This is a genomic window from Stagnihabitans sp. (genome assembly GCF_964946895.1).
This window is the reverse complement of sequence record NZ_CBBQHX010000012.1, coordinates 16164-42826: the sequence shown is the minus strand read 5'-3', so window position 1 is coordinate 42826 and position 26663 is coordinate 16164. Positions and strand designations below refer to the sequence as shown.

Sequence of the window (26663 nt, the reverse complement as noted above, 5' to 3'; positions counted from 1 at the left end):
AATATGCTGTTAATCCCCCCAAATGCAAAACTTTGGGAGGGGTGCGCATGGACGAAATGTTGACCAACCGTGCTTTCTTGCAAGTGCTGGATTCGGGTAGTTTTTCCTCTGCCGCAGCCGAGCTTGGCGTTTCGGTGGCCACCGTGGCCCGTCAGGTCAACAGCCTGGAGGCGCGGTTGGGGGTGCAGCTTTTGCACCGCACCACGCGGACCCTGTCGCTGACCGAACCTGGCCAGCACTACTGCGAACGCATCCGCGAGGTCTTGCGCAACTATGATGCCGTCAAGCGCGAGATCGCCTCCTTTCAGAAGGATATCAAAGGCCTGCTGCGGGTGCATCTGCGCCATTCGGTCGGCAATCAGGTCATCGTCCCAGCCCTGCCCTCGTTTCTGGAGCAGCATCCCAATATCAAGCTGGATGTGACCCTGACCGATGTGCGTGAGGATCTGGTGGCGCATGGCGTCGATGTGGCGGTCTGGCTGGGCAGTCTTGAGGATTCCAGCCTGATCGCCCGGCGCTTGTCGCCCGGCAAACGGCTGGTCTGTTGCAGCCCGACCTATGCCGCCAAGCGCGGCTTGCCGCAGCATCCGCACGATCTGGCCCAACACAACTGCATCATATACCGCGCCAAAAGCTACGACAGTTCTTGGCGGTTCACCAAGGATGGCACGACAACATCGGTCGCGGTTTCGGGCAATCTGGAATCGGAAAGCTCGGCGGTGCTTATGACCTCGGCGCTGAACGATCTGGGGTTTGTGATGCTGCAAGAGGCGGTCGTGCGTATGGCGATTGAATCTGGCACCCTCTTGAACGTGTTCCCCGATTATCAGGTCAGTTCAACCGACGCTGACATAGCGCTTTATGCCGTCTATCCCGGGTCAAAGCAGACCTCGCCCAAGAACCGCGCCTTCATTGATTTTCTGGTAAAGCTGTTCAAAAGCTACTGAAGTTCCGGCGCGTGGCCCTCGGGCAAGCCCAGTTCAAAGGCGTTCAGCGTCAGCGCCACAAGCGAGTAATAGCCCAGTATTCCCACCAGATCGACCATGCCCCGCTCGGTCAGCACGGCCACACCGCGCGCATAAAGCGCGGCGTCAAGCTTCGTCTTAGCAAGCAGGGTTGAGGCCACAGCATGAATTGCCGCCTCCCGCGCGTTGCGCAGGTAGGGGGAAGCCTTGCGCGCGGCAATGTCCGCGATGGTCTGTGGATCCAGCCCCGCCTCCAACGCGATCCTTTTGTGGGCAGTCCATTCGTAGTGCGAGGTCCAGTGGCGGCCACAGATCAAGATCGCGAGTTCACTCAGAACCGGTTCCAACGAGGTCTCATAGCGCAGAAGCTCCCCCAACCGCTGCGCCCTGCGCGCCAGTTCCGGGTTGGGCAGCCAGCCAATCATCGGCCCCGGCACCTTGCCGCGTTTGCCCTGCACGGCCTCGGCAATGACCTCGGCTTGTTCGGGCGTCGGGGACTCGGGAAGCGATAGGCGAGGCATCAGGACATACCAAGGATTGTGCGAGCCTGCGCCGGGGTCGCGATGTCGGCCCCGATTTCGCGCACGATCCGCGCGGCGCGGGCGACCAGGGGGGCATTGCCCTCGGCCAGCAAACCTTTGGCCATGTAAAGGTTATCCTCCAACCCGACGCGCACGTGGCCGCCGTTGACAACAGCCATCGCCACGGTCGGGAAGTGTTGCGAGCCTACGCCAAAGCAGCTCCAGTTCGCGTTTGGCGGCAGCATGGCGCGCATGGCGAGCATCGCTTCGGTGGTCGCAGGCGCGCCCCACGGCACGCCAAGGCACAGCTGAAAGTACGGCGGATCCGCGAACAGGCCCTTGGCATACAGGCTTTTGGCCAAGGCGATATGGCCAAGGTCGAAAACCTCCAGTTCCGGTTTCACGCCTGCGGCGCGGACGGCTTCTGCGATTTGCGCGATATGGTCGGGCGTGTTGACGAAAGCGTGCTTGCCAAAGTTCATAGTCGCCACGTCAAGGCTGCATATCTCGGGGCGCAGTTCCAGCACATGGTTCATCCGCTCGGCCGGGTTCGCCATGCCGGGCGAGGCGTTGTGGTTGGGGTCCGCCGAGTCCGGAGAAAACCGCGCCCCGATGCCGGTCGTCAGGTTGATGATGACCTCTGTTCTGGCCAACCGAATGCGTTCAACAACGTCGCGGTAAAGTGCCAGGTCACGGCTTGGCCCACCGGTTTCGGGATTCCTGACATGCAGGTGCACCACCGCCGCCCCCGCCGCATGGGCGGCCAGCGCGTCGTCGGCAATCTGTTTGGGCGTGACCGGCACAAAACGGCTTTGGCCGATGGTGTCACCGGAGCCGGTGACAGCGCAAGAGATGATGACGGGGCGGGACATGGTGTTTCCTTCAGGCGGAACGGGCGGCAGTCATGCCGCCATCGACGACCAGTTGAGTTGCGGTGATATAGCGGGCTTCGTCGCTGGCAAGATAGGCCACGGCATGGGCCACATCCCAGGCGTCGCCCATAAACCCCATCGGCACGGCAGCATGGCGCTTGGCAATCAGCGCCTCGGCATCGGCGGCGCCCAGTTGGCGCACCAGTCGATGTTCGACCAAGGGTGTGTGCATCGACCCTGGCACCACCGTGTTCACCCTGATCCCTTTGCGCACATAGGCAATCGCGGTTGACCGGCCAAACGCCTCCAGCCCGGCCTTGGAGGCGGCATAGCCCGCGCTGACCCGCCCGCCCAGCTGGAACGTATGTGAACCGACCGAGCCGATGTTCACAATCGCCCCGCCATGGCCAGCCGCATCAAACTGCGCCTCCATCACCGGTAGAACATGTTTGCAGCCCAGAAAAGCGCTTGTCAGGTTCAGGTCAAGCTGCGCCTGCCAGACATCTTCCGGCATCGAGACCGGATCCCCCGGCGCGCTGCCACCCACATTGTTGACCAGTACGTCAATCTGGCCAAAACGGGCGAGGCAGGCCACGACCACCGATTTCACCTGATCGCTGGCCGTCATGTTGCAAGTAAGGGCCAGCCAGCGGTCCGAAAACCCCTCGGCCGCCATGATTGCAGTGGTTGCGGCCAGTGCCTCGGCGCTCATGTCGACACCGCAGACCGACGCGCCTTGCCGCGCCAGAAGCACGGCGGTCGCCTTGCCGTTGCCCCAGCCCTCGCCCACCGATCCCGCCCCAGTCACCAAAGCAACTTTGCCCGTGAAATCCAGCATTCCATCCGTCCCAAATGCAAAAGCACCGGCCCGACGGGACATCCCATCGGGCCGCTGACAAGTTTATTACGCCACCAAACCAAGTTCGCGCACCTTGATGCCCATGGCGATGAAATGCGAGTAGATCCGGCAATGCGCAAAGCCGCCCCCGGTGAACCACAGGCCCGGCTGCGGAGTCGCCACGAACATCGAGGCGATCTCGCCATTGGCCGCTATACCCCAGATTTGCCCCACCCGGTCGGCCACCTTGTCGCCCAATATCTCGCGCACCACGGATTCCTGGCTTTGATAGCCGGTGGCAAGCACGACCAGATCGGCCTCCTCGACCGAGCCATCCTTCATCCGCAGGCCGTTTTCGACATAAGTGTCGGTATCTTCATGCTGGATCAGTCCGATCTCGCCGCTTACGATCAGGTCCGAACAGCCGCAATTCAGGTAATAGCCGCCATGACGACGGCGGAATTTCATCTGGTGGCCGGTGTTGTCGTCGCCCCAGTCCAGCTTGAAACCACGGGCGGTCAGACCGTCCAGCAGGTCCTTGTCGACCTGTTTCATCTTCACGACCGCGGCCTGATAAGACCGCACCAGCAGGGGATAGGTGGAGGCAACGGCGATCAGGTCGCAATCCTCCAAAGGCAGATCTTCCTCGTAGTAGACCGAATGCACCAACCCCGCCGCCTTGACGCTGGCCACGGTGGCAGGCCCACGCTGGATGATCTTGACCTGCGCGCCACGGCCATGCAGGTCCTGCGCCACGTCATGACCCGAGGTTCCGGCACCCACGATCAGCACCTTCTTGCCGGCCCATTTCTGGCCTTCCTTGTAGTCATGCGTGTGCATGACCGTGCCCTTGAAGCTGTCGAGCCCCGGCAGTTTCGCCTTCATCGGGCGGCCAGCGACGCCATTCGCCATGATCAGATGCCGGGGCTTCATCACGCGCAGGCTGCCATCGGCGCGACGCAGGCGCACGGTCCACAGGCCCGCATCGTCATCGTAGTCAGCGCCCAGAAATTCGGTGCTGTTCCAGACGTTGCATTCCATCGCCCAGGCATAGGTCTCCAGCCAGCCTGCGATCATGTCCTTGGGCAGATACTTGGGCCAGTTTGGCGGCCAGGGCAAATAGGGCATGTGGTTAAGCTTGACCTGATTGTGCAGCGCAAGGGAGTGATACCGTTCGCGCCAGATGTCGCCCACGCGGGCGCGCTGGTCGACCATCAGCGTGTCCACCGCCAGCAGCCCCAATCGGGCGGCAATCGCCAACCCCGCCTGACCTGCGCCCACGATAAGAACCGTGGGGTCGTGATCCTCATAAGCCTGAGCCTTGGCCCGGTTGTCGGTCCAGTTGTCGCCGCCAAAGTTGCGGCTGTAGGCCGAGCCAGCCGGCCGGCGCATCCCCACTGGCTCTTCATGGCCCTTGAGTTCATCCAGCTGCGTCGCCAGAACCCAAGCCTTGTCCGGTTCCGCAGCCACCAGCCGCACAATGCCGCTGCAGCGGGCGGTTTCGGTTTCAAACGAGAAGAACGCCTCAATCGTCGCCACCCCGTGCCGCATCACCCGCCGTGCAGGGGTGCGATCTTCAGCCAGCCGGAAGTTGCGCGCCTTGATCGTGGGCTGCATTTTCACAAGATCGGCCACGGCCTCATCCAGTGTGTCATGCGGGGTGATGGTCCAAGTAAAGGCCATCAAGTCGCGCCAGTGCAATTCGGTCGTCCAAAGCACGCGGCGCAAGGCTTCGTCGGTGCCCAAGGCTAACGCCGCCTCAAAGGACGCGAGCCACCCCATCACAGCCTGCGCGTCGGAGCCCACCCCGATACTGATCTCGTTCATCGAACTTCTCCTCCCCGACGTGTCGCACGGCACGACTGTAGGCAGGATCGGCGCCCTCAGAAACCTGCCGGCGGGGGAAGCATCTTGTCAGATAGTGCAACAATGCCGGCCTTGACGGACAGCGCGGGCATCTTGATGAAGGATCATCAGGAAGGAGACCACCATGCGTCTTTTCTACCAAACTCTCGGCATGTCGCGCGGATCAAAGTCGGGGCGTTATGGCCAGCTTCTGACGCAGGTCATTCAGGCCGCCGCCGCCCCCGGCACCACGATCGACATCGCAGGCCTTGACCCGCACCGGGCGGTCGCAGACCAGTACCGCTATCTGGAATTCCTCGACACCGTTGAGGTGATCGACAATGGCCTGCGCGCCCAGTCTGAGGGCTATGACGCCTTTCTGATCGGCAATTTCTTCCAGCCCGGCCTGCATGAATTGCGCGAGTTGCTGACCATTCCGGTTCTGGGTCTGTCGGAAAGCTCGGTCTCGATGGCGTGCCTGATGGGGCCAAGCTTTTCGTTGATCCAGGTGAACCCCAAGTTCAACCGCCGCATCGTCGAAGGGATCACGCTGCAAGGCCTTGCGGGCCGGATGGTCTCGGTCGAGATGCTGACCGTCGAGCGGCCCGGAGTCTTTGATCTGGCGTTGCAGGATACCACCGTGCGCGACGCCATCGTGGCGCAGTTCACCGAGGTCGCCCGCCGTGCGCTCGACAAGGGGGCCGAGGTGCTGATCCCCGCCGGTGGCAGCCTGATGGCCGCGCTGTTGCAAGGTGGGGTCACTGAAATTGATGGCGCCCCGGTGTTGAACGGCATCACCGCACTGGTGAAAACCGGCGAAATGGCGGTGCAGATGAAGGCACTGACCGGCCACTTCACCTCCAAACGCCTGAGCTATGCCCCGCCGCGTGGCAAGATCCTTGCCGATGCCCGCGCCTCGTATGGCGCGCACATCTATCCGGACGCGGATTAGTCCTCATACCCGAAGGTCAGCCGCCCAAGGCTGGCCTCTGCCCCATGCTGGCGGACCGCCTCTTGAACCAATGACAAGGCAATCCCCGGCAGGAAAAAGGGCGTGCCAAGGCTGGCCGATTTGGCTGCCAGCGCCGCGAGCACCGTTGAAGCCTCGCCCAAGGACATTGGCACATCTGGCACCCTGCCTTCCGCCAAGGCAGGCAGGATAATATCCGACACCGAACACCAGGCCGAGCCCACATTCAATATCCGCGCCATTTCGGCGGGCTTCAGCCCGAACCTGCGCCCCATCGCCACGCATTCGCTGACTGCGATCACGTTTCCCACCAGCACAGCCGTCTCGATCAGCGCCAGAAGGTCCGCATCCGCGCGGCCCTCGCCGCGCATCTCGACCTGCGCCAACTGGCCTGTCAGGGCAATGATCTCATCCAGCCTGGCGTCTTTGCCCCAAAGGGCCAGACCCAACTGAACCGTGCTGCGCGTGGCACCGGTAAATGGCAGTGCAGATCCGGTGGCCAGTCCCAGCGCCATCGCCTCGCTTAAGTCCTTGGCCATCAAAGACAGCGCAAAATTCGTGGTTGACCGCCCCTCGACCAGCCCAGCCAGCATCCCCCGAGTGGTGAAGTTCGCGCCCGGCCCGGCGTTCAGCCGGTCCACCATGACGGCCAGCCCCAACCCCGCCTTGCGCCCCAAGGCCACCAGCTCCAGCGCCTGCACCCGAAACCCCATGCCAATGGCATTGTTCACCAGCTTCAGCGCCTGCCCGTCCCCGACCCTGTCGCTGCAACGGTAGACCTTGGCCGTTATGGCCCGCAACAAAGCCTCGCCCTTGGCCCAGGCCGCATCGGTGCCAGAGGCGATGATGGTCACGGTCCCAGCCTGCGCTGCCGGAACCCCGCCGCTCAACGGCCCGTCCAGCATCAGCACACCCCGCGCCGCGAGGTCAGCCGCGATGGCGACGGTCTGTTCGGGAACACCGCTAGTCTGGTCGATGATCAGCTTGCCGGGGGAAAGCCCCTCGGTTAGGCCGCCCGGCCCAAAGATCGCCTCGCGCACGTCCGAGGTGCGCGGCAGGCACAGAAAGATCACATCGGCCTCTCGCGCCAGCTGCGCGCCGCTGGTGGCGGCCTTGGCCCCCTTGGCTTGCAGCGCTGCCACGGCGGCAGGGCTGCGGTCCAGCACCCGCAGGTCATAGCCTTGGGTCAGATGCCCCGCCAAGGCGCCGCCCATGGCACCAAGGCCCACATAGCCTACAATCACTTACAGCCCCTCGATCAGCGCGGGATTATACCGGCCCTTGCGCATCCGGCGGATGGTGACGCTGGCAAAGATGCCGTTGTTGTAGAAGGTTTCGGTCTGGATGAACCGCTCTGCCTCGGCGCGGTCCTCGACGTTCAGAATGAACAGGCTGCCATAGGCGACCGACGCGTCATCCGATTGCAGGGGACCCGAGAAGAAGATCTTGTCGCGCCAGGCGTCCAGATGGGCGCGGTGGGCCACCAGATGTTCCTCGCGCAGGGCGGCGGTGTTGTCTTTGTCCTGGCAATAGACGGAATAAAGCATGGGATTTCCTTTACATGCGGTCTGACCGGCCGCCGTCGACATGCAACGTGTGGCCGGTGACATAGCTGGATTCGTCCGAGGCAAAGAACAGGATCGTGTTGGCCAGCTCTTCCAGCGTTCCGATCCGGTTCAGGACAACGGTTTTCTTGCGGTATTCAAGGTGTTCGTGCACCTGCTCTGGCGTCCGGCTGGAGGCGGAGATGGGCGTCAGGAACGTCCCCGGTGCCACGCAGTTCACCGTCACACCATCCGGGCCCAGTTCCCGCGCAAGGGTCTTGGTCAGCATGATGACCCCCGCCTTGGCCGACGCATAGGCCGCAGACCCCCCCGGACTGCCCGCCGTGCCATGCGGTGCGGCCCCAGTGCCCAAGGCCGAGGAGATATTGACGATCCGCCCATATTTCTGCGCCCGCATCGTGTCGGCCACAGCTTGGGAGCAGAAGAACACGCCCTTCAGGTCAACGCCCAGCACCAGATCCCAATCCTCGGAAGTGGCCTCGGCAAAGGGGCGATAGCGGCTGATCCCGGCATTGTTGACGAGAATGTCGATGCGCCCCAGCTTTTCCACCACGGCCCGCGCCATCTCGCGCGTTTGCGCCTGATCGGTCACGTTGCAGATCTGGCCATGCACCCGGTACCCCTTGGCCGAAAGCGCGACCGAGGCGCGGTCGATGTTACCCTGATTGATGTCGGCCAGCACAAGGATCGCGCCCTCTTGCCCGAACCGTTCCGCCGCTGCGAGGCCGATGCCCGAGGCCCCGCCCGTGATGATCGCAACCCTGTCCTTCAACCGCATCCTAGTTCCCCTTCCGCATCCCGACCAGCGTGTCAAAGACCGCCTGATCGACTTCGATCGTGCCAGCCGCCTTCGCCGTGGCGCGCTTGGCAAGGCTGCTCCGACCGTGCACCCGCACTTTCTCGTTGCCCGGCGCGGGGCGCGAGGCCTCGATATGGGCGACAAGGTCGGTCACGTTCTGTGTGAAATCATCTGCCGAACCTAGCAGGCCCGGGTCGATCACCAGAAAGAAAAACCCGCTGTCGGTGACCTCTTCGGCCACCATCTTGCCACCGGCGAGAATGGCCAGAACCTGCACCACCAGCGCCAGGCCATAGCCGCGGTGGCCGCCCCAAGGCAGGAAAGCGCCCTCCAGCGCGGCCGAAGGATCGTTGGTCGGGTTGCCTTCGGCATCCACGGCGGAACCGGGGTCCAATTCCTGTCCCAGCTTGCGGCGCAACAAAACATTGCCCCAGGTCGTCATACCGGTGCCAAAGTCGATCACCAGTGGCTCCGGCTCGCAGGGAAAGGCAAAGGCCACGGGGTTGGTGCCAAAGATCCGGTCGATGCCGCCTGCCGGGGCGACCCGCGCCTGCGTGCTGGCGGTGTGAAAGGCGATAAAGCCCGCCCGCGCCGCCCGTTCGACATAATAGGCCAGCCGCCCGCTGAACCATGTGTCGCGGATGCCCACCACGCCGACCCCGGACTTGCGCGCCAGATCAATCGCCTTGTCGATGCCGATCAGCGAGGTGACATAGCCGTTGTTCCCGCCCCCGTCGATCACCGCCGCACCCGTGCCACGCTCGGTCACCGTGATGGGCGCACCTGCGGGATGGTCCTTCAGATGCTCCACCAAAGCCATCACACGAGGCAGGCCTGCAAAGGCGTGGCCCGCGCCTGCCGCGTCAATCAGATGGTCGGCCACGATGACTGCGTGATCCGCGGGCATGCCTTGGTGGGACAGGACATCGACGGCAAGCGCCTTGGCCTCGGCGAAAGTCAGTTGCATTCGGGTTCCTCCCCTTGTTCGGCTTCAGGCTTAGCGCAGAATGCGGCGCCATCGCCACCGCCAGCGGGCGGCGACGATTTTTGCGCCGCGTGCAATAATGGCGCTACGGCGCACCGACATCGACCGTGACGGTAAAGACTGCCGCCTTGCGCTGTCCGGCGACCAAATCCTCGACGGGGCCGCAATAGACGGTGCAGAACAAAGTGTGCCGGTCCGGCCCGCCAATGACGCAGGCCACACCGCAGCCGTCAAAGGCCACGCGGTCGGTGATCTGGCCGCCATCCAACACCCGCAGAAACTCGCCCGTGTTAAAACAGCCGGTCCAGATGGCGCCTTCGGCATCGGCGCACAGGCCATCGGGCTGGCGCGGCCCAAGATCGGCAAAGGTGCGGCGGTTCGAAAGGACGCCGTCCGCAAGGTCAAACGCCGTCAGCTTGCCGCGCCATGTCTCTGCCACGACCAGCGTGCGGCCGTTGTTGATGATGACCATGGCATTGGGAAATTCGACATCCGAGGCCGCGATGGAAATCGACCCATCCGGATCGACGCGGTGGATGTGGGTGGACCGCACGGCCTCCCCCCCATCGTAGTCGTAGCCGAAATTTCCGACGTAGATGCGCCCCGCTTGGTCAACGGTAAAGTCGTTGACGTGGCCGCCGACATGGCGCGTGAGGTCGGCGTATTCCTCGATCCCGTCCGCCGCGATCCGATATAGCCGAAAGTCCTTGGAGGAAGCCACAATCGGCGTCCCATCCGGCAGAAAACCAAGGCCCGAGGGGCGGTGGGGCACATCCGCGATCTTCTCACGCTCGCCGTTCAGGCCAAGGCGGTAAACTTTGTGGTCAAAGACATCTGACACCCAAAGCCTACCGTCGCGCCACTTGGCGCCTTCCAGAAAGATGAAATCCTCGGCCATTTTTTCGGCCTTGTGGTCGCGCATGCCGTCCTCCCCCTTCGCCCGGACTGTTACCAGCCGCCGTCCACGTGGATATCCTGCCCGCTGATCAGATCAGCCTGCGAGGACGAAAGGAAGATAGCGGTGTTGGCGATATCCACCGGCTCGATCCGGCGCTTCAGGCTTTGGTTTTCCAATATCCACTGGTGGTACTTCTCACGGTTGGCGCCAAAGTGCCGCCATTCGGCCTCGGACACGATGGCGCCTGGGTTGATGCCGTTGACGCAGATGCCGTAGATGCCCAATTCCCGCGCCATTGACTTGACCAGCCCGTACATCGCCCCTTTGGAGGCGACATAGGGCACAAACCCATCCCAATGCCCGGTCAGCGTCAGCGAGGTCATGTTGATGATCTTGCCGTATTTCTTGGCTTTCATGTGCTTGGAACAGACCCGCATCAGCACGAAGGGCGCCGAGGAGTTGATCCGCACCTCGTCTTCGTATTCCTCGATGGAAAATTCCTCGTGGCCCTTGTTCACCACGTAAGCCGCGTTGTTGACCAGAATATCAAAGCCGCCAACCTCTTCCGCCAGGGCCGCAGCCGCCTTTTCCGTGCCAACCAGATCATTCAGATCGCAGCCGAAAAAGCGCACGCCTTTGACGATGGCGTCCAGCGCCTCTTGCGGGTTGGGTGCGTCGGGCCGGTCAAGGGCTACGACATGGGCGCCTTCTTCGGCATAACGCGCAACCATGGCGCGGCCGAGGGTGCCAAGCGCTCCGGTGATAAGTACGATCTTGCCGGTCAGTAGGGGCATTGTGGTATCCTTTCCTTCGTGTTCATCCGGGGGCGCAAACGGCAGGAACCGGGCCAAGGCCCATCCGGGCCTTGGCGTGAAGCCCCTGGGTTCTGCGCATCCAGTCCTCCGCCGAGCCAGATTACGGGCGCGGGTTCCGGGCGCAGTCTAAGCGCAGGGTGTAGGCACCGATATGGGTGGGCTTGGAAAAGACCTTCACCTATACCGCAAAGGTCAACGGACCCGCAGGGCGTTTACAATCGCGGTAAAGGCGGGCGCGTTTTGGCTGCGGCTGGGATAGTACAGAAAATAACCGGGGAAATGCGGGCTCCAGTCTTCCAGCACGGCAACCAGTAGCCCGTCTTGCAGGGGGGCTGTCACCAGATCTTCGGGTGCGTAGGCAATGCCATGCCCCTCGATCGCCGCCTGTACGGCGGCCCGAGAGGAGTTGAAGGTCAGTTGCCCCTCGACCCGCACGCGCATCTCTTGCCCGGCCTTGGCGAATTCCCAGGCATAGTACCCCCCGGCGATGGAGTGGCGCAGGTTGATGCAGGTATGGGCCATCAGGTCGCGCGGGTTCTGCGGCAGCGGGCGATCCGCCAAATAGCCGGGCGAGGCCACGGCCACCAACCGCCAATCGGGGCTGACGCGGACGGCGATCATGTCCTTTTCCAGACTTTCACCCAGACGAATGCCCGCATCAAACCCGTCCTCGACAATGTTGCGCAGGCTGCTTTCGCAGTTTAGTTCCAGCCGGATGCCGGGATAGCGCTGCAAGACCGGGCCAATGCGCGGCCAGATGCACCACTCCATCGCGTGGTCCGACAGAGTGATCCGCACCGAGCCAAAGGGCGCGTCCTGCGCCGCCATCAGCACGGCAAGGTCAGTTTCAATCGCTTCCAGCCTTGGCCCCACAGCCTCGACCAACCGTTGCCCCGCATCTGTCAGACCAACGCTGCGGGTGGTGCGGGCGAACAGGCGCAGACCCAACCGCCCCTCAAGCCGCTTGATCGTATGGCTGAGGGTCGATTGCGCAACACCCAGCTTCGCCGCCGCCCGGGTAAAGCTTTTCTCGCGCGCAAGAACCAGAAACCACTGGAAATCGTTCAGATCATAGTCTGCCATGCCGCCCCTTTTATGCGCCCTGTCGATAAGATCAAGCGGATTGGCAGCACTAATCATCCAATGCCCTTGGTGTTAGCCTTCACGCAGACCTTGATGCGAGCGTCCATGCAGATCGAATGCGCTTTCGGTGCCCATGTTTTCACCGCGACGCTGGAGGGTAACCCTTCGGCCCGCGATCTTTTGTCCCTGCTGCCCCTGGAACTGACGATCGAGGACTATTCGACCAACGAGAAAATTGCCTACCTGCCGCGCAAGATGACCGACCGGGGCGCTGGCCCCTTCGCATCTGAGGCGGTAGGTGATCTGTGTTACTACGTGCCTTGGGGCAATCTGGTTTTCTACTATGACCGATACCGCTATTCCCCCGGCCTGATCCGCCTGGGCAGGCTTGATTCTGGCCCCAAACCCCTGATGACACGCGGCAAATTCCTGCTGCGGCTTTCCCTGCTGTCCTGAACCCCAAGATTGGAGACTGCGATGTATGCAACCGTTCTGCACGGACCCAAGGATATTCGCTACGAAACCGTGGATGACCCCAAGATCCTGAAGCCCACCGATGCCATCATCAAACTGTCGGCCACCTGCATCTGCGGGTCTGACCTGTGGCCCTATCGCGGGTTGCAGCCGATGGATCAGCCAATGCACATGGGCCATGAATACTGCGGCGTGGTGGTCGAGGTGGGGTCAGAGGTCCGCACCATCAAGCCGGGCCAATTCGTCGTAGGCTCGTTCTGCCTGTCCGACAACAGCTGCCCGCATTGTCAGTATGGCTTCCAATCCTCCTGCGTGCAACGAGAGTTCATGTCGGGCGCGCAGGCCCCCTATGCCCGCGTGCCCTTGGCAGACGGTACTTTGGTGCCGACGCTGGAGATGCCGGCTGATGACCAGATCGCCGACCTTCTGGCAACCTCTGACGTTCTGGGCACCGGCTGGTACGCCGCCGATGCCGCCAATGTGCGGCCGGGTGGCACGGTGGTTGTCGTGGGCGATGGCGCGGTCGGCCTGATGGGCATTCTGGCCGCCAAGGAAATGGGGGCCGCACGTATTATCGCCATGAGCCGCCATGCCACGCGGCAGGCCTTGGCGCTGGACTACGGCGCCACCGACATCGTGGCGGAACGCGGGGCCGAGGGCATCGCCCGCGTCATGGAGATGACCAAGGGCGTTGGCGCGGATTCTGTGCTGGAATGCGTGGGCCACCAAGAATCGTTCGATCAAGCCATCGCCTGCACCCGTCCGGGCGGCAGCATCGGCTATGTTGGCGTGCCGCATGGTGTGGCCTTTGACGGGGCAAATATGTTCTTTGCGCAAAAGCGCATGCTGGGCGGCCCGGCCCCGGTGCGCCGTTTCCTGCCCGACCTGATGAACCGCGTGTTGATGGGCAAGATCAAACCGGGCCGCGTGTTCGACCTTGAACTGCCGATCGAGCGTGTGGCGGAAGGTTATGCCGCGATGGATGCTCGTGAGGCGATCAAGGTTATCCTGAAGGTCTGACCCTCAGATCCGGCGGGGAACTGAGTCCTGCCGGATCATCTCCCCTCCCTTGACGCCGATCATGATCGTCGGCGCGTTGGTGTTGCCCGAGGTCAGGTGCGGCATGACCGACGCATCAACGACCCGCAACCGCTCTATCCCGCGCACCCGCAGGCGCGCGTCCACGACCGCCATGGCATCCTGCCCCATCTTGCAGGTGCCAGCCTGATGGTGCGCCGAATTGCCGGTTTCCTCCATGTAGCGGAAGATGTCGTCATCGGTCCGCACCCCCGGCCCTGGCACCTCTTCGGCCACAACCCGGGATTTGACGGGCTCGGTCCCCATGATCTGCCTGATCTGCATGATGCCGCTGATCATCGCCCCGATGTCATAGGGATCGGTCAGGAAATGCGGCGCGCACACCGCCTTGTCGGCCGGGTTGGCCGAACGCAATGTCACCGTCCCCGCAGTCTGCGGGCGCAATTGATAGACCGAAACCCCCATGCCGGGCCGCTTTTCCACCGCAACCGTGCCATCGGGGAAATACTGGAAGGTCATGGGCCGGAAGCTGATCTGCAGGTCGGCATAGGGTTCATCGGGCGCGCTTTTCACGAATGCCGCAACCTGAGACGACCCGAGCGCAAGGTAACCGCGCCGGGTCATCAGGTATTTGAACCCCTCCCAATACTTCCACAGGCCCGCAAGGCTGGTGTTGTACGAACTGTCCGCCGTCGCTCGCCACCCGGTGTGGATGTAAAAGTGGTCTTGCAGGTTCTGGCCCACTCCGGGACTGTCCAGCACCAACGGCAGCCCGTGCCGCGTCACCTCTGCCCCCGGACCTACGCCCGACAGCATCAAAAGCTGAGGCGTGTTGATCGCCCCTCCCGACAAGATCACCTCGCGCAGCGCCGTGATCTGCCGCTTGCGGCCCTGATGCAGCACCTCGACCCCGGTGGCCATGCGACCTTCAAACAACACACGCTGGACCGGAGCATCGGTTAACACGCTGAGATTCTTGCGGTGCAGGATAGGCTTGATGAATGCCGCAAAGGCCGAATGCCTACGCCCACCCTTGATGGTGTGCTGCATGAGGCCCACGCCGTCATGCACGCGGCCGTTCATATCCTCGGTCTTTTCATGGCCAAGCCGTGCCGCTGCCTCGATGAAATCAAGGCTGGAGCGTTCGACGACCACCGGATCGCTGATGTTCAACGGCCCGCCTTGCCCGCGAAAGGCATCCTGACGCCGCTCAAAATGCTCCATCGCGCGAAAATGGGGCAGCACGTCCTCATAGCTCCAGCCGGGGTTGCCAAGATCACGCCAGCTGTCGAAATCCTTGGCATGGCCTCGGATGAAGATCATGCCGTTGATCGCGGACGACCCACCCAAGGTCTTGCCGCGTGGCCAATACATCTGGCGGCCTTTCAACTGGGACATCGCCTCTGTGTGGTAATTCCAGTTCAGCTTTTCGTTGAAGTACAACTTGGCCATCCCGGCAGGCGTGTTCACCCAGAACCGGTCTGCATGCGGCCCCGCCTCGATCAGCAGGACATTGACCTGAGGATCCTCCGACAAAGCCCGCGCCACCGGGCACCCGGCAGAGCCCGCGCCCACGATGATGTAATCATAAACGTCCATGCGCGCCTCCATTTGTCGCAAATGGACGCTCGCAGCCCTGCCCTTTCAAGCGCAAAGCAGGCGGAGCGGCGCAAAGGCCCTTGCCGTCCCGTGCAAAGGTCATGCCATGGGACCGGTGTAGTCGGTGGATGAAACCTGCTCCAACCATGTCACCGGCACTCCGTCGAGGTACTCCTGAATGGCGATGTGGGTCATGCCGGTTGTGGCGGTAGCGCCGTGCCAGTGCCGTTCTTCCGGCGCAAAGCGCACCACGTCGCCGGGGCGCACCATACGGGCGGGCTCACCCTCACGCTGAACCCAGCCGCACCCTGCGGTGATGATCAGGACTTGACCCACGGGGTGCGTGTGCCAAGCCGTTCGCGCACCGGGATCAAACGTCACGGCATTGCCGCCCATTCTGGATGGCAAATCGAAGGGAAAAAGCGGGTCAATGCGCACCCGCCCCGTGAACCAGTCGCTGGGGCCTTCGATGGAGGGCAGGCTGCCGGGGGTCTGAATTTTCATGGCGAACTCCTGTGTTGAAGGGATGAAGAATGGGCCAGCACGCTACAGGCGCGGGCCGCGATGGCTGTGGCGACGGCAAGGAAGGCAGTAGACACGCCAGCGGTGGCAAGCGGGCCTGCGCGGTCCATCACCAACCCGCCCAACACCGCACCCAGCATGATGGCCAGTTGTATTGTAGCCACGAACAGGCCACCCAGCGCCTCGGCATCGTTGGGGCGGGCGCGGGTCAGCCGCATCCCCCACAGCGCCGGGGCCGGGGCCGCGGCAAAGCCCCACAGGGCCAGCAGCACCGCTACAACCGGCCGGTCCGCGCCCCAGACCACCAGCGCCCCGGCGATCAGCGCCATGGCCAAGGGAACGCCAACCAACAGCCGGTCCGGCCCGATGCGCGGGGCCATGCGGACCAGCACATTGCCCAGCACACCGGCCAGCCCCAAGATCAGCAGCAGCGCGGAAAGAACCGGGACGGAAACCTGCGTGATCTGCTCCAAAAATGGCCGCAGATAGGTGAACAGCATGAATTGCCCGGCAAAGAAGGTCAGCAGCGCCGCCTGGCCCCAAAGCACGCCTTTATCAACCAGCAGGCCCAGGCTGTCTCGTTTTCGCCCCAGCGCGGGCAAAGACGGCAGGGCCTTCGCCTGCCAGACCATGGCAATCAGCGCCAGCGGCACCACGGAAAAGAAGGTCCAGCGCCAGCCGATCACCTCGCCCAATGTGCTTCCCAAAGGGGCCGAAATGGTCGAGGCGAGGGCGACCCCGGCGCTGGTCATCGCCATGCCCGCAGCCACCTGGGGCCCGGGCAAGATGCGTAAGGTCACCGCCGTGGCAAGCGACCAATACCCGCCGATCGCTACCCCCAGCACGGCCCGCCCCGCCATCAGCGTCAGGAAATCAGGCGCGCAGGCGACCAACGTTCCAGATAGGGCCAACAATCCGGCCATAAGAGTCATCACCCGGCGCCGATCCGTCGAACGCAGCACCCGGTGCCATGTCAGGCTGAAGATCACCGCGAACAGACCGGAGATCGAGATGGCCTGCCCAGTCTGCCCCTCCGTCAGGCCAAGGTCACGGGCAATGGGGCTCAGCAGGCTGACTGGCATGAATTCGGATGCGATCAACACCATGACGCACAGCGTCATCGCCAGCACGCCACCCCAAGCCGGGCGCGTGACTGCTTCGTTTGGGCTGGACAAGCCGGTCACGGGACCTCGGGATTTGGTGGGGATACGTCTAACATAGGGCATCGTGGCCGCAGACACTATGGCGCAAGGCCCATTGGCCTTATCGACGGCGTCGATAAATGGAAGCAAGATCACATTGCCCCAGCGAAAAGTTCTCTGGACATTCTTCAACAAAGCGCGATCCTTTGGCATCCCTTTCCCGACTCGAGGCCTCCGTGAGCGACGACCGTTCCTTGCTTGCCGCCGTTCTGCCAGCCCTTCTGGCGGTGGCCATGATCTTTCTGATCACCGGGGCCTCGCTGGCCACGCTGCCGTTGTATATCCACGCCGAGCTTGGTTTTGGCGCGGATGTGGTGGGGGCCGTAGCCGGGGCGCAGTTCATCAGCGCGGTCATCGCGCGCATCTGGTCGGGCCGGATGGCGGACCACAGGGGGCCCAAGGCCGCCATGCTGACAGGTTTGGCCTTAAGCTTTGCCGCCGGGGGATTTTACCTCGGCTCGGTGCTGCTTGCGGCCACACCAGTCAGCGCTTTGGCCAGCCTTGTGTTGGCACGGGCTCTGTTGGGCGGGGCAGAGAGTTTCATCATCACTTCCGGTCAATCCTGGGGGCTGGCGCTGGCCGGACAGGATCGCGCGGGCGCGGTGATCGGTTGGACGGGGACAGCGCTTTATGTGGCGCTGGCTGTGGGCGGACCATTGGGAGGGACGCTTTATGCGGTCATGGGTTTTGGCGGGATCGCCTGGATCACGCTGGTAATCCCGGTCTTGACGGCGGTCCTGATCTTGCCTCGACCTGGCCCGGTGCCGGTGCCCAAGACGATCGGCAAGGGGTCGTCGGTTCTGGCGGCGGTGGCACGGCCAGGGATGGCGGCGGGGCTGGCCGGGTTCAGCTATAGTGCCATGGCGTTCTTTTCGGTCCTGTTGTTCCTGGACCGGGGCTGGCAGCCGACATGGGCGCCATTCAGCGCCTTTGCCGTGGCTTTGGTGCTGATGCGGCTGGCCTTTTCCAGCCTTCCCGACCGGCTGGGCGGGCGCAAGACGGCGTTGGTCTTTCTGTCGGTGCAGATGCTGGGACTGGCGGGACTGATGCAGGGCGGCTTTGAAACCGTGGCCCTGATGGCGAGCTTTCTGGCGGGTGCCGGCTATGCTTTCATCTACCCCGCCCTAGGCCGCGAAGCGGTGCGTGCCGTGGCGCCAGAGCGGGTGGGACGGGCCTTGGGCTATTACTCGGCCTTCTTTGACCTTTCGATGGGGGTTTCGGGTCTGCTTCTGGGCCAGATCGCCGACCGAGTCGGGCTTTGGGCGGTTTTTCTGGCGGCCATCGTGGCTTCTGCCCTTGCGGCAGGGCTGGTGGGCCTGCGGCCAAAAAGGGTGATCACCTGATGTTATACCCCGGTTTTGACAGGGGCGCGGAATGGGGCGACTATCGGTCACGGGGTATATGCATAGTTCGTGACGGGCGCAGTCGCCTCGGCGGGGGGCTGCGCCCAATGCTTGCCTCAGACGGCTTTCGCTCCCTCGGCGACCGCCTCTGCCATGTCCACACCGTTCAGGGTTCCGACCAGATCAGAGAGCATCGGCACATAATCCTGTTCGTGCCCCGTTGCGACCGCATGGCTGTAGTAATGCTGCGCCGCTGCGGCCATCACGTTCATCATCTGCGCATCCGACGCCATGTCGTTGACATAGCGCAGGTCTTTGGCGGCATTGGCGATCGAGAATTTGTGGCTGTCGCGGTTGCGGTCCACGACGTAGCCCATGAACGTCTCGAAGAACCCGCAACCCATTCGGCTGGGAGAGATCACCTCGCGGATGGTCTGGGCCGAGATGCCGACCTTGGCGCCCAGCACCACAACCTCCGAGAACAGGGCGCCATAGGACAGGCTGATGAAGTTCATCAGTAGCTTCATCTTGTGGCCGCTGCCGACCGGGCCGATGCGGGTGATGCGGGCGGCCCAAGCGCTGATCACCGGGGTGATCTGGTCCATGATCGCCTCGTCACAGCCGACCATGGCGCTGAGTTGCCCATCTTCGGCCTGAACCGGGGTGCCGCCCAGAGGAGCATCGACAAAATGCCCCCCCTTGGCCGCCAGTTCCGCCGCCAGCACCTCGGTCGAGCCTGGATTGGCAGTGGAGGTGTCGATCACGATCAAACCGGGGCGCGCGCCCGCCAAAATTCCATCGGGGCCGCGCATCGTGGCTTCGATCTGTGGCGAGTTCGACAGGCAGATGTGGATGATGTCACACTTTTCCGCCATCTCCTTCGGGCTGCCAGCCTCTTGCGCGCCAAGGGCCAGCAGGCTTTCCACCGGGGTCCGGTTGGCGCGGCCCTTGACCCAAAGGTCGTAGCCGTTCAGCCGCAGGTTTTTCGCCATACCGTGGCCCATGAAGCCAAGTCCGATAAAGCCTATGACGGGTTTTTGGGTCATCATTCAGTTCCTTGCAGGTTATCGGTAGCGGTCAAGCCAGCGCATGTCAGGGACTGCGCCGCCGGTCAGGTATTCGACGCCAATCGGCTTGGTCCATCCAAGTTCCGCAATCCGCGCCAGCACAAAGCCGTAGTCCAGCTCCCCATGATCCGGGCAAGCCCGATCCGGAACCGAGGCTATCTGGATGTGGCCGATCAGGGGCAGCGAAGCCTCCAGCCGGCGGGTCACGTCGCCTTCGATGATCTGGACATGGTAGCAGTCGAACATCAGCTTGAGGTTGGGCTGGCCCACCTCGCGGATGATGTCGGCAGCCAGACCGGTGGAGTTCAGAAAGTAGCCGGGGTTGTTGTGGGGGTTCAAAGGCTCGATCAGGATGGTGATCCCGTTCGGGGCCGCTTGGGCACACGCATAGGTCAGGTTGCTGACAAAGGCTGCGCGGGCGCGAGGTCCGCTGGTGATGCCTGCCAGAACATGCACCGCACGGGTGCCGGTGGCATGGGCATAGGTCAGCGCCTCGTCGATCGCGGCACGCGCATCCGCCTCGCGCCCCGGCATCGCGCACAGGCCGACCTCGCCAATGGCAGTATTGCCCCGACTGGCGTTCAGGCCCAGCATGCTCAGACCGGTCTCCTGCAAGGCAGCAAGAGTATCGGCGGCGGGCGTGGCATAGGGCCAGTGACACTCGACCGCGTCATAGCCTGCGGCCTTGGCGGCACGGATCGCATCGGGCAGAGGGCGGTCAGCCCAAAGGAACCCAAGGTTGGCCGAGAATTTCATCCATCCCACTCCACATCAAAGGTCGTGACCACATCGCGGACCTGCGCTTCGGTCAAGAGCCTGGGGCTTTGGCCGCGCGTCATGAGCGCAAGGCGGGCCGTCGCCTCCAGTTCCTCGATGGCGTTGCAGGCGGCCTCCAAGTCGCGGCCCGCCACCACGGGGCCATGGTTGGCCAGCATCACTGCGCTGCGCTTGCCCGCCAACCCCTTCACCGCCTGCCCAATGGCCGGATCGCCGGGCCTGAAGTAGGGCAGCAGTTTGACCCGGCCGAGTTGCATGACGGCATAAGGGGTGATCGGCGGCAGGAAATTGTCCTCATCGACCCCCGGCAAAGTGGACAGCGCCACCGCGTGGCAACAGTGCAAATGCACCACGGCACCGCAATTGCGCGTGTCGTAGAAGGCCGCATGAAGGGGCATTTCCTTGGTAGGCTTGTCGCCGCTGATCAGCGTGCCCTTGGCGTCAAAATGGCTGAGCCGTGCGGGGTCCAGACGGCCAAAGCTGGTGCCGGTGGGTGTGACCAGCAACTCGCCATCTTCGGTCCGGGCCGAGATATTGCCGGTCGAACCGCTGGTCAGCCCCCGGTCGAACATCGACTTCGCAAGGGTACAGATCTGTTCGCGAAGGGCGGCGTTAGAGGTCACGGCAGCGCCTCAAGGGCTTGGGTGAAGAAACGCTGCTTCCCGAAATTACCCGATTTCAACGCGATGGCGACAGAATGTCCGCCGCTGTGCGCAAAGCACCAAGGAACGCCGGGGGCAATTTCGGGACCGATGCGCAGGCTGCCGATGCCAAGCGCCTTGGCGACAGCACCCGAAGTTTCTCCGCCCGCCACGACGAAGCGCCGGGTGCCAAGATCGCGCGCCGCAACGGCGCAATCCGCCAATGCCGCCTCAACCAACTGGCCTGCGGCCTCGGTGCCAAGTTGGGTCTGCGCCCGCTTGACATCCCCCGGCTCTGCCGTCGCGTAAACCAGCGGTGCCGAGGTCGCGTGTCCGGCCAACCAGTCCAACGCGGGCTGCGCCCCGCTCCGCGCCAGTTCCACGGGGTCCAGACGGAACGACGGATGGCCCGCCGCCAGATAATCTGCCACCTGCCGGTTGGTCATGGCCGAGCAGGAGCCTGACAGGACGATGGACCCGCCTTCCTCTGCCTGTGGCGCATCCCCGACTGCGGCCTTTGAGATGAGCCCACGTGCGAGCCAAAGGCCGGGCAGCGGCATTGCCATGGCACTGCCGCCGGTCAACAGGGTCATGTCCTGACAGGCCGCGGCAATCAGGCCAAGGTCGTCATTGCTGACGGCATCCACCACGACATGCGCCACCCCTGCCGATTGCAATTCGGCAAGCCTTTGCTGCAGGGCCCCTTTGGCCACGGAGTGACGGTTGGCCAGCCCGACTGCCTTTGTGACCTGAGGGGCCAGCAGTCGCATCAGGTTGCTGTCGCGCATCGGCGTCAGCGGGTGGTCCTTCATCGGGCTTTCCGAAAGGGGCTGCTCTCCCACAAACAGGTTGCCCATGAAGATGCTGCGGCCATTTTCCGGAAAGGCGGGGCAGTAGATCGTTTGATCGGTGCCAAGGTCCGCCATCAAAGCCTCGGCCACCGGGCCGATATTGCCTTGCGGCGTGGAATCGAAGGTGGAGCAGTACTTCCAGAAAAACCGCTGCGCCCCGGCCTTGCGCAGCCATGCCAGCGCCTTGCGCGCCTCGGCCACGGCCTCCACCACCGGCGCGGTGCGGCATTTCAGGGCGATGATCTCGATGGCGGCTGTGTCCGTGGGCGGCCCGGATGGAATGCCCAACCGCAATGACACCGACACGCCGGAGCGCGCAAGAAGCCCGGCTAGATCGGTCGCCCCGGTGAAATCATCCGCAATGGCACCGAAGAACGTCATCTCATCCCTCGCCCGGCAGGGTCAGCGAGGCATTACGCGCGTAGACCTTGGCCACCGCCGCATCGTCCTGCCGCCCCAGCCCCATGCCCGAGGCCGCGACGAACTGCTGCAAGGCTGCCGCCGTCAGGGGGGCGGCGAATTTGGCGGCGCGGGCGGCGTCCAGAACGATGCCAAGGTCTTTGGGCCAGATGTCCACCGCCGAATGTGCCGTGTAGTCGCCCGCCACAACATGCGGCGCCCGGTTCTCCAGCATCCAACTGGTGCCCGCGCAATCGGGGATAACCTTGAGGAAGGTTTCCGGCGCAATCCCCTGCGTCATGCCAAAGGTCACCGCCTCGGCCATGGCAGCGATATGGACGCCCGCCAACATCTGGTTGACCGCCTTCATAGCGGACCCCATGCCCGCGCTGTCGCCCAGTTCAAACACCTTCTCCGCCGTGGCCGTCAGCACCGGCCGGGCCGCCGCAAACGCCGCCGGCGTGCCCGAGGCCATGATTGACAGCTTGCCCGCCGCCGCCTTGACCGACCCTCCGGAGATCGGCGCGTCCAGATACAAAAGCCCCAAAGCCTCGCAGCGTGCAGCCATCACCCGCGCAAAGTCCGGTGCCACCGTCACGCAGCAGATCACTACCGCACCCTTGGGCAGCTTCGACGCAAGGCCCTCCGCCCCGAACAGTACCGATTCAACCTGCGCGGCATTCAGCACCACGACCACCAGCGCCTCCAGCGCCGAGGGGGACAAGTCCTTGCCCCCCTTTTCCTGCAATTGCCGGACCGCTTCGGGGTTCACATCCGCGCCCCAGACCTCATGCCCCGCCCGCAGCAACGAGGCTGCCATGCCAAAGCCCATCGACCCAAGTCCCACAATTCCGATCTTCATCCGCTTTAGCTCCGCTGTGGTCAGGGTTGAATAGGAGGATATGCCAGTTCACGCGGCAAAAGTGCCGGTTCCCGACACCTGTTCAGAAACTATGGGTATAGCCGCCATCGCAGGCCATGGTCTGCCCGGTGATGAAGGCCGCCGCAGGCGACGACAGGAACATCGCCAGCCCGACCAGATCCGACGGCACGATGGTCCGAGGGATGCATTGCAGGTCGATGTTGCGCTGGCGGATTTCGGGGGTCAGGCTGGCGACCCGCTCAGCCACCTCGGTCGCGACGGTCCCCGGACGGATGCAGTTGACCGTGATGCCTTCGGCCCCGACCTCACGCGCAATCGAATTGGTCATGCCGATGAGAGCGGATTTTGAGGTGACGTAGTGCAGGTAATTCTTCGTCCCCCGGTGGACCGAGGCGGAGGAGATGTTGATCACCCGGCCAAACTTCTGTTGCCGCATCGCCTGCATGACTGCACAGGTGCAAAAGAACACGCCATTGATGTTCACGTCCATCACCCTTTGCCACTCAGCCTCGGGGATCTGGTCGAAGGGGCGTTTGACCAGGGCTGAAAAGAGCGAGGCGTTGTTGATCAGAACCTCGACCCGGCCAAAGGCTTTCAACGTGGCCGCGACCATCGTCTCGACCGAGGCTTTCTTTGACACATCCACCTGCAAGGCCAAAGCCTGACCGCCCGACGCGGTGATTTCAGCGGCGACGCCTGTGGCGTTGTGCAGGCTCAGGTCGGCCACGACTGCCACGGCGCCCGCAGCGGCGAATTGCCGGGCCAGTTCGCGCCCGATGCCTTGCCCCGCCCCGGTGACGATCACGACGCGGTTCTGCACGCTGAAGTCACGGGCAGGTTGGGACAGGTCAGTGTTGGTGTTCACGGGTGTTCTCCAAGGGTCAGCGGTAGATGGCGGCGGTGGCACTTGCGGCGGCCATAAGGAACCCCGCATCACTGCCAGCCGAGACATAGTGCCCGCCCAGCGCGATCATTTCTTTGGCGACATCGGGGCGGGAATTGAGACCCCCTACCCCCATATGCTTGCCATGCCGGGCACAGGCGGCGGCGACCTTCGCATAAGCCTCGCGCACGGAAGGGTGATCCAGTTGCCCCGGTATGCCCAGCGAGTTGCACAGGTCGTTCGTGCCGACCAGCAGCATGTCCAGCCCGGCGACAGAGGCAATGTCATCCGCATTCTCAACAGCGGTAACGGATTCAATCATCGCCACAACCAGTGCGGCCTCATTCATCTGGCGCATGGTTTCCGCCGCAGGCCCGACGCGGAACAGGGTGTGCGGGTTCAACCCCAAAAGCGAACGGATGCCCAACGGCGGGAACTTAGCGGCCTGCACAACCGCTTCGGCCTCGGCCTTGGTGTCCAGATGCGGGATGATGATGCCCTGCGCCCCGGCCTCCAGCGTGCGGCTGATCATTGATGGGTCATGGCCGGGCACCCGCACCATGGGGGTGACCCCCAGCGAGGTTGCCATCATGCAAATCTGGCTGACGGATTCCAGCGAAAAGCTGCAATGCTCAAGGTCGATGTAAAGGCAGTCAAACCCCGCACTCTTGGCCACAGCCGCGATCTGCACGTTGCTGACCATCCGAAGGATCATGCCCACCGCCAGTCCGCCTGCCTGCATCTTGGCCTTCATCAGGTTGGCTTGGGTGATCTCGGCGGTCATCATCATTCCATATCCGGTCTGCTGCCTTACCTTTGAATTTCCTCAGCCGTTTTATCAAGCTGCACCTCCAGAACCGTCCTTCTCGCAATAACAAGATATTATAGGCCCTGAATTTCAGGGATATTCAGGCCACCCTTTGAGGCATTAATTGACTCCAGAGACGATGATGAGAGGATCTGGACCATGCGTATCTCGGAAGCAGAAACATCGGAAACCGGACAAGTAGGCTCCATGCGCGAGGGCAAGCTGGTCCAGAAGTTCCTTCTGATGGGCGAGGATGGTTCGCCCAACAACTACCTTCTCAACGTCGGTCTGACCGGTTCGGGTGGCTGGGGCACGCCGCGCCACCGACACAACTTTGATCAGATCCGCTATGTGCTGAAGGGAAAATATCCGGTTTCGCCGCACAAGGTGATGGGCGAAGGCTCGGTCGCCTATTTCCCCGAAAGTGTGCACTATGGCCCGCAGGACCGGCCCGAAGGGCTGGAGATGATGGTGATCCAGTTCGGTGGTGCCAGCGGATCTGGGTTCCTGTCCACCCCGATGCGCGAAGCCGCGAATGACCGGCTGAACAAGAAAGGCACCTTCAAGGACGGCATCTTCACCTGGATCGACGACAAGGGCCAAAAGCACAACATGGACGGATCTGCCGCCTGCTTTGAAGAGGCGATGGGCACCAAGCTGACCTTCGCTCCGGCCCGCTATGACGACGTGGTGGTGATGGAGCCTGCGGCCTGCGACTGGATCGCCACCGCCACCCCGGGCGTTTCGGCCAAGCTGCTGGGCACCTTTACCGAGCGCAATGCCCAGATCCGAATGTTGCGGCTGGACGCCGGGGCCACGATGAACACCGGCACCCGCGACCAGATTGAGGTGCTGTTCATGTCCACCGGAAAGATCACGGTGGCAGGCAGGACCTACGGCGACAAGACCGCAATAGAACTGCTACCCTCAGACGCGGCGGTCGACATCGAGGCCAGTGCGGAGTCGGTGTTCTTCTCGGTCACCTTGCCGAAGTTCTGACGATATCCCCGGCGGGGCATTGCTCTGCCGGGGAAGTCAAACCAATTGCGAGCGGGACAGCTCCAGCCCGCACTCCTTGACGCAGGCTACCAGATCACGCCTGGGTGCGTCCATCTCATAGCCTTCGCGGAAGAACACCGCGATGTTGCGATGCAGGACGGGGTCCGAAAACGGCAGAGCCACCAGCCGCGCCTCAGCCAGTTCGGCCCCGGCGGCATGAGCGGGCAACAGCGCCAGATTATCCGACTCCGCCACCAGCGATTTCAGCAGCGACACCGAACCGCAGACGGTAATCTGCTGCGGTGGGCCGACATTCATCGTACTCATCACATGTTCCAGCACGGTATGGGTGCGGCGCGAGGTTGGCGAAATCCACGGATAGCCCATCAGATCGGTCCAGGTCAGGTCATCCCGCCCGTGCAAGGGGTGACCGGGCCGGGCGATCACGCACAAAATGTCGCGGAACAGCACCTTCTGGCGCAGACCGTCCAGCATATCGAAGACCTCGGTAAAGCCGATGACAAAGTCGAAATCCCGGCGCAGAAGGCCAGTCAGCAGGTCGAACTGCGCGTTCTCGACCACTTGCAAATGACCCGCCGGATGCAGCGACCGCCACCGGCTCAGCGCCATGGGAATGATGCTGCCCGCCATGCTGGGCAGGCTGCCGACGCGGATCGATTCCACTTGGCCGTTGCGGGCGTTCAGCAGGTCGCGCTTCGCCAGTTCCACCTCTTCGCGGATCAGGCGGGCGTGGCAATACAAGATCTCGCCATACTGCGTCGGCACGATCCCGGTCGGGCCCCGGTCTAGAAGCTGCATCCCCATAGCAGCCTCCAGCCGGTCCATCGAGGTGGACAGGGCCGGCTGCGAGACGTTCAGCACCTTGGCCGCACGGTTCAGGCTGCCATGTTCAATGACACAAGCGAAGTAGAGCAGCTTCTTTGGGTCAATCTCAAACATGTCTGGCCTTTTGTGCGGGGTTCAGTGTCGCAGGGCCGGGTGCTGCACACAACCCGCCGCG

The 26663-nt window shown here is 63.1% G+C and carries 28 protein-coding genes; 6 read left to right on the top strand and 22 right to left on the bottom strand.

The features are described from left to right. Positions 1-47 precede the first annotated feature (47 nt). Positions 48-947 (top strand): LysR family transcriptional regulator, encoded by a 900-nt coding sequence (locus AC1Y2B_RS09865; RefSeq protein ID WP_482252913.1) that lies wholly within the window; start codon positions 48-50, stop codon positions 945-947. Here the strand turns inward: AC1Y2B_RS09865 and AC1Y2B_RS09860 are convergent. From AC1Y2B_RS09860 to AC1Y2B_RS09845, 4 genes are all read right to left on the bottom strand, one after another. Continuing rightward, the gene (locus tag AC1Y2B_RS09860) at positions 941-1486 is read right to left on the bottom strand and encodes a carboxymuconolactone decarboxylase family protein (RefSeq protein WP_482252912.1); all 546 of its coding nucleotides are present in this window, start codon (positions 1484-1486) and stop codon (positions 941-943) included. The two genes, AC1Y2B_RS09865 and AC1Y2B_RS09860, sit on opposite strands and share 7 nt — an antisense overlap. Next, the gene (locus AC1Y2B_RS09855) at positions 1486-2358 is read right to left on the bottom strand and encodes a beta-keto acid cleavage family enzyme (protein ID WP_482252911.1); all 873 of its coding nucleotides are present in this window, start codon (positions 2356-2358) and stop codon (positions 1486-1488) included. Before AC1Y2B_RS09855 ends, AC1Y2B_RS09860 begins: the two co-directional genes overlap by 1 nt. 10 nt (positions 2359-2368) lie before the next feature. Next, positions 2369-3196 carry an SDR family NAD(P)-dependent oxidoreductase gene (locus tag AC1Y2B_RS09850; RefSeq protein WP_482252910.1) on the bottom strand — a complete coding sequence of 276 codons (828 nt, stop codon included), beginning with the start codon at positions 3194-3196 and terminating at the stop codon, positions 2369-2371. A gap of 66 nt (positions 3197-3262) precedes the next feature. Then, a complete protein-coding gene (locus AC1Y2B_RS09845; RefSeq protein WP_482252909.1) occupies positions 3263-5023 on the bottom strand; it encodes a flavin-containing monooxygenase in 1761 nt (586 codons plus the stop codon). 163 nt (positions 5024-5186) lie between these two features. Here AC1Y2B_RS09845 and AC1Y2B_RS09840 point away from each other — a divergent pair, with 163 nt between their 5' ends. Further along, the gene (locus AC1Y2B_RS09840) at positions 5187-5993 is read left to right on the top strand and encodes an aspartate/glutamate racemase family protein (protein ID WP_482252908.1); all 807 of its coding nucleotides are present in this window, start codon (positions 5187-5189) and stop codon (positions 5991-5993) included. Here the strand turns inward: AC1Y2B_RS09840 and AC1Y2B_RS09835 are convergent. The 7 genes from AC1Y2B_RS09835 to AC1Y2B_RS09805 all read right to left on the bottom strand — a co-directional run bounded on the left by AC1Y2B_RS09835 (position 5990) and on the right by AC1Y2B_RS09805 (position 12156). Then, the gene (locus AC1Y2B_RS09835; RefSeq protein WP_482252907.1) at positions 5990-7255 is read right to left on the bottom strand and encodes an NAD(P)-binding domain-containing protein; all 1266 of its coding nucleotides are present in this window, start codon (positions 7253-7255) and stop codon (positions 5990-5992) included. The genes AC1Y2B_RS09840 and AC1Y2B_RS09835 overlap by 4 nt on opposite strands. Continuing rightward, a complete protein-coding gene (locus tag AC1Y2B_RS09830) occupies positions 7256-7558 on the bottom strand; it encodes a YciI family protein (RefSeq protein ID WP_482252906.1) in 303 nt (100 codons plus the stop codon). It lies immediately after the preceding gene. 10 nt (positions 7559-7568) lie between these two features. After that, positions 7569-8354 (bottom strand): SDR family NAD(P)-dependent oxidoreductase, encoded by a 786-nt coding sequence (locus tag AC1Y2B_RS09825; protein WP_482252905.1) that lies wholly within the window; start codon positions 8352-8354, stop codon positions 7569-7571. 1 nt (position 8355) lies between these two features. Then, positions 8356-9342, bottom strand: a complete 987-nt coding sequence (locus tag AC1Y2B_RS09820; RefSeq protein WP_482252904.1) for an Ldh family oxidoreductase — start codon at positions 9340-9342, stop codon at positions 8356-8358. Positions 9343-9445: 103 nt separating this feature from the next. Continuing rightward, complete coding sequence (locus AC1Y2B_RS09815) at positions 9446-10282, bottom strand: SMP-30/gluconolactonase/LRE family protein (RefSeq protein WP_482252903.1); 837 nt, start codon at positions 10280-10282, stop codon at positions 9446-9448. Positions 10283-10308: 26 nt separating this feature from the next. Further along, positions 10309-11052, bottom strand: coding sequence for an SDR family oxidoreductase (locus AC1Y2B_RS09810; RefSeq protein WP_482252902.1), 744 nt, complete (start codon positions 11050-11052; stop codon positions 10309-10311). A gap of 213 nt (positions 11053-11265) precedes the next feature. Beyond that, entirely contained in the window at positions 11266-12156 is an 891-nt protein-coding gene (locus AC1Y2B_RS09805; RefSeq protein WP_482252901.1) for a LysR family transcriptional regulator, read from the bottom strand. A gap of 105 nt (positions 12157-12261) precedes the next feature. Between AC1Y2B_RS09805 and AC1Y2B_RS09800 the strand changes: the two genes are divergently transcribed. Together AC1Y2B_RS09800 and AC1Y2B_RS09795 are read left to right on the top strand one after the other, a co-directional pair. Continuing rightward, positions 12262-12612, top strand: coding sequence for a cyclophilin-like fold protein (locus tag AC1Y2B_RS09800; RefSeq protein WP_482252900.1), 351 nt, complete (start codon positions 12262-12264; stop codon positions 12610-12612). A 21-nt stretch (positions 12613-12633) separates the two neighbouring features. Beyond that, complete coding sequence (locus AC1Y2B_RS09795) at positions 12634-13650, top strand: zinc-dependent alcohol dehydrogenase family protein (protein WP_482252899.1); 1017 nt, start codon at positions 12634-12636, stop codon at positions 13648-13650. 3 nt (positions 13651-13653) lie between these two features. Here AC1Y2B_RS09795 and AC1Y2B_RS09790 read toward each other — a convergent pair whose 3' ends face one another. The 3 genes from AC1Y2B_RS09790 to AC1Y2B_RS09780 all read right to left on the bottom strand — a co-directional run bounded on the left by AC1Y2B_RS09790 (position 13654) and on the right by AC1Y2B_RS09780 (position 16973). Then, positions 13654-15267 (bottom strand): GMC family oxidoreductase, encoded by a 1614-nt coding sequence (locus AC1Y2B_RS09790; protein WP_482252898.1) that lies wholly within the window; start codon positions 15265-15267, stop codon positions 13654-13656. Positions 15268-15366: 99 nt separating this feature from the next. Continuing rightward, positions 15367-15771, bottom strand: a complete 405-nt coding sequence (locus AC1Y2B_RS09785) for a (R)-mandelonitrile lyase (protein WP_482252897.1) — start codon at positions 15769-15771, stop codon at positions 15367-15369. Continuing rightward, a complete protein-coding gene (locus AC1Y2B_RS09780) occupies positions 15768-16973 on the bottom strand; it encodes an MFS transporter (protein WP_482252896.1) in 1206 nt (401 codons plus the stop codon). The genes AC1Y2B_RS09785 and AC1Y2B_RS09780 overlap by 4 nt, the downstream gene beginning before the upstream one ends. A gap of 194 nt (positions 16974-17167) precedes the next feature. Here AC1Y2B_RS09780 and AC1Y2B_RS09775 point away from each other — a divergent pair, with 194 nt between their 5' ends. After that, positions 17168-18334, top strand: coding sequence for an MFS transporter (locus tag AC1Y2B_RS09775; protein WP_482252895.1), 1167 nt, complete (start codon positions 17168-17170; stop codon positions 18332-18334). A 116-nt stretch (positions 18335-18450) separates the two neighbouring features. Here AC1Y2B_RS09775 and AC1Y2B_RS09770 read toward each other — a convergent pair whose 3' ends face one another. The 7 genes from AC1Y2B_RS09770 to AC1Y2B_RS09740 form a co-directional block, all read right to left on the bottom strand. Beyond that, positions 18451-19380 (bottom strand): NAD(P)-dependent oxidoreductase, encoded by a 930-nt coding sequence (locus AC1Y2B_RS09770; RefSeq protein WP_482252894.1) that lies wholly within the window; start codon positions 19378-19380, stop codon positions 18451-18453. An 18-nt stretch (positions 19381-19398) separates the two neighbouring features. Next, the gene (locus tag AC1Y2B_RS09765; RefSeq protein WP_482252893.1) at positions 19399-20157 is read right to left on the bottom strand and encodes a hydroxypyruvate isomerase family protein; all 759 of its coding nucleotides are present in this window, start codon (positions 20155-20157) and stop codon (positions 19399-19401) included. After that, positions 20154-20801 carry a 3-oxo-tetronate 4-phosphate decarboxylase gene (gene otnC / locus AC1Y2B_RS09760; protein WP_482252892.1) on the bottom strand — a complete coding sequence of 216 codons (648 nt, stop codon included), beginning with the start codon at positions 20799-20801 and terminating at the stop codon, positions 20154-20156. The genes AC1Y2B_RS09765 and otnC overlap by 4 nt, the downstream gene beginning before the upstream one ends. Beyond that, a complete protein-coding gene (otnK, locus tag AC1Y2B_RS09755) occupies positions 20798-22051 on the bottom strand; it encodes a 3-oxo-tetronate kinase (RefSeq protein ID WP_482252891.1) in 1254 nt (417 codons plus the stop codon). Before otnK ends, otnC begins: the two co-directional genes overlap by 4 nt. Position 22052: 1 nt before the next feature. Further along, entirely contained in the window at positions 22053-22931 is an 879-nt protein-coding gene (gene ltnD, locus AC1Y2B_RS09750; protein ID WP_482252890.1) for an L-threonate dehydrogenase, read from the bottom strand. 82 nt (positions 22932-23013) lie between these two features. Beyond that, positions 23014-23817, bottom strand: coding sequence for an SDR family NAD(P)-dependent oxidoreductase (locus tag AC1Y2B_RS09745; RefSeq protein ID WP_482252889.1), 804 nt, complete (start codon positions 23815-23817; stop codon positions 23014-23016). A 16-nt stretch (positions 23818-23833) separates the two neighbouring features. Then, positions 23834-24625: an HpcH/HpaI aldolase family protein gene (locus AC1Y2B_RS09740; protein ID WP_482252888.1), complete on the bottom strand. Its 792-nt coding sequence runs from the start codon at positions 24623-24625 to the stop codon at positions 23834-23836. 177 nt (positions 24626-24802) lie between these two features. Here AC1Y2B_RS09740 and AC1Y2B_RS09735 point away from each other — a divergent pair, with 177 nt between their 5' ends. After that, positions 24803-25642, top strand: a complete 840-nt coding sequence (locus AC1Y2B_RS09735) for a cupin domain-containing protein (protein ID WP_482252887.1) — start codon at positions 24803-24805, stop codon at positions 25640-25642. 36 nt (positions 25643-25678) lie between these two features. Here the strand turns inward: AC1Y2B_RS09735 and AC1Y2B_RS09730 are convergent, their stop codons facing one another. After that, complete coding sequence (locus tag AC1Y2B_RS09730) at positions 25679-26602, bottom strand: LysR family transcriptional regulator (RefSeq protein ID WP_482252886.1); 924 nt, start codon at positions 26600-26602, stop codon at positions 25679-25681. Positions 26603-26663: the final 61 nt, after the last annotated feature.

What these genes read in the sequence shown, in the direction of transcription:
- AC1Y2B_RS09865 (WP_482252913.1), top strand. Translation starts at nt 48, where the DNA reads ATGGACGAAATGTTGACCAACCGTGCTTTCTTGCAAGTGCTGGATTCG.
- AC1Y2B_RS09860 (WP_482252912.1), bottom strand. Translation starts at nt 1,486, where the DNA reads ATGCCTCGCCTATCGCTTCCCGAGTCCCCGACGCCCGAACAAGCCGAG.
- AC1Y2B_RS09855 (WP_482252911.1), bottom strand. Translation starts at nt 2,358, where the DNA reads ATGTCCCGCCCCGTCATCATCTCTTGCGCTGTCACCGGCTCCGGTGAC.
- AC1Y2B_RS09850 (WP_482252910.1), bottom strand. Translation starts at nt 3,196, where the DNA reads ATGCTGGATTTCACGGGCAAAGTTGCTTTGGTGACTGGGGCGGGATCG.
- AC1Y2B_RS09845 (WP_482252909.1), bottom strand. Translation starts at nt 5,023, where the DNA reads ATGAACGAGATCAGTATCGGGGTGGGCTCCGACGCGCAGGCTGTGATG.
- AC1Y2B_RS09840 (WP_482252908.1), top strand. Translation starts at nt 5,187, where the DNA reads ATGCGTCTTTTCTACCAAACTCTCGGCATGTCGCGCGGATCAAAGTCG.
- AC1Y2B_RS09830 (WP_482252906.1), bottom strand. Translation starts at nt 7,558, where the DNA reads ATGCTTTATTCCGTCTATTGCCAGGACAAAGACAACACCGCCGCCCTG.
- AC1Y2B_RS09825 (WP_482252905.1), bottom strand. Translation starts at nt 8,354, where the DNA reads ATGCGGTTGAAGGACAGGGTTGCGATCATCACGGGCGGGGCCTCGGGC.
- AC1Y2B_RS09820 (WP_482252904.1), bottom strand. Translation starts at nt 9,342, where the DNA reads ATGCAACTGACTTTCGCCGAGGCCAAGGCGCTTGCCGTCGATGTCCTG.
- AC1Y2B_RS09815 (WP_482252903.1), bottom strand. Translation starts at nt 10,282, where the DNA reads ATGCGCGACCACAAGGCCGAAAAAATGGCCGAGGATTTCATCTTTCTG.
- AC1Y2B_RS09810 (WP_482252902.1), bottom strand. Translation starts at nt 11,052, where the DNA reads ATGCCCCTACTGACCGGCAAGATCGTACTTATCACCGGAGCGCTTGGC.
- AC1Y2B_RS09805 (WP_482252901.1), bottom strand. Translation starts at nt 12,156, where the DNA reads ATGGCAGACTATGATCTGAACGATTTCCAGTGGTTTCTGGTTCTTGCG.
- AC1Y2B_RS09800 (WP_482252900.1), top strand. Translation starts at nt 12,262, where the DNA reads ATGCAGATCGAATGCGCTTTCGGTGCCCATGTTTTCACCGCGACGCTG.
- AC1Y2B_RS09795 (WP_482252899.1), top strand. Translation starts at nt 12,634, where the DNA reads ATGTATGCAACCGTTCTGCACGGACCCAAGGATATTCGCTACGAAACC.
- AC1Y2B_RS09790 (WP_482252898.1), bottom strand. Translation starts at nt 15,267, where the DNA reads ATGGACGTTTATGATTACATCATCGTGGGCGCGGGCTCTGCCGGGTGC.
- AC1Y2B_RS09785 (WP_482252897.1), bottom strand. Translation starts at nt 15,771, where the DNA reads ATGAAAATTCAGACCCCCGGCAGCCTGCCCTCCATCGAAGGCCCCAGC.
- AC1Y2B_RS09770 (WP_482252894.1), bottom strand. Translation starts at nt 19,380, where the DNA reads ATGACCCAAAAACCCGTCATAGGCTTTATCGGACTTGGCTTCATGGGC.
- AC1Y2B_RS09765 (WP_482252893.1), bottom strand. Translation starts at nt 20,157, where the DNA reads ATGAAATTCTCGGCCAACCTTGGGTTCCTTTGGGCTGACCGCCCTCTG.
- otnK (WP_482252891.1), bottom strand. Translation starts at nt 22,051, where the DNA reads ATGACGTTCTTCGGTGCCATTGCGGATGATTTCACCGGGGCGACCGAT.
- ltnD (WP_482252890.1), bottom strand. Translation starts at nt 22,931, where the DNA reads ATGAAGATCGGAATTGTGGGACTTGGGTCGATGGGCTTTGGCATGGCA.
- AC1Y2B_RS09740 (WP_482252888.1), bottom strand. Translation starts at nt 24,625, where the DNA reads ATGATGATGACCGCCGAGATCACCCAAGCCAACCTGATGAAGGCCAAG.
- AC1Y2B_RS09735 (WP_482252887.1), top strand. Translation starts at nt 24,803, where the DNA reads ATGCGTATCTCGGAAGCAGAAACATCGGAAACCGGACAAGTAGGCTCC.
- AC1Y2B_RS09730 (WP_482252886.1), bottom strand. Translation starts at nt 26,602, where the DNA reads ATGTTTGAGATTGACCCAAAGAAGCTGCTCTACTTCGCTTGTGTCATT.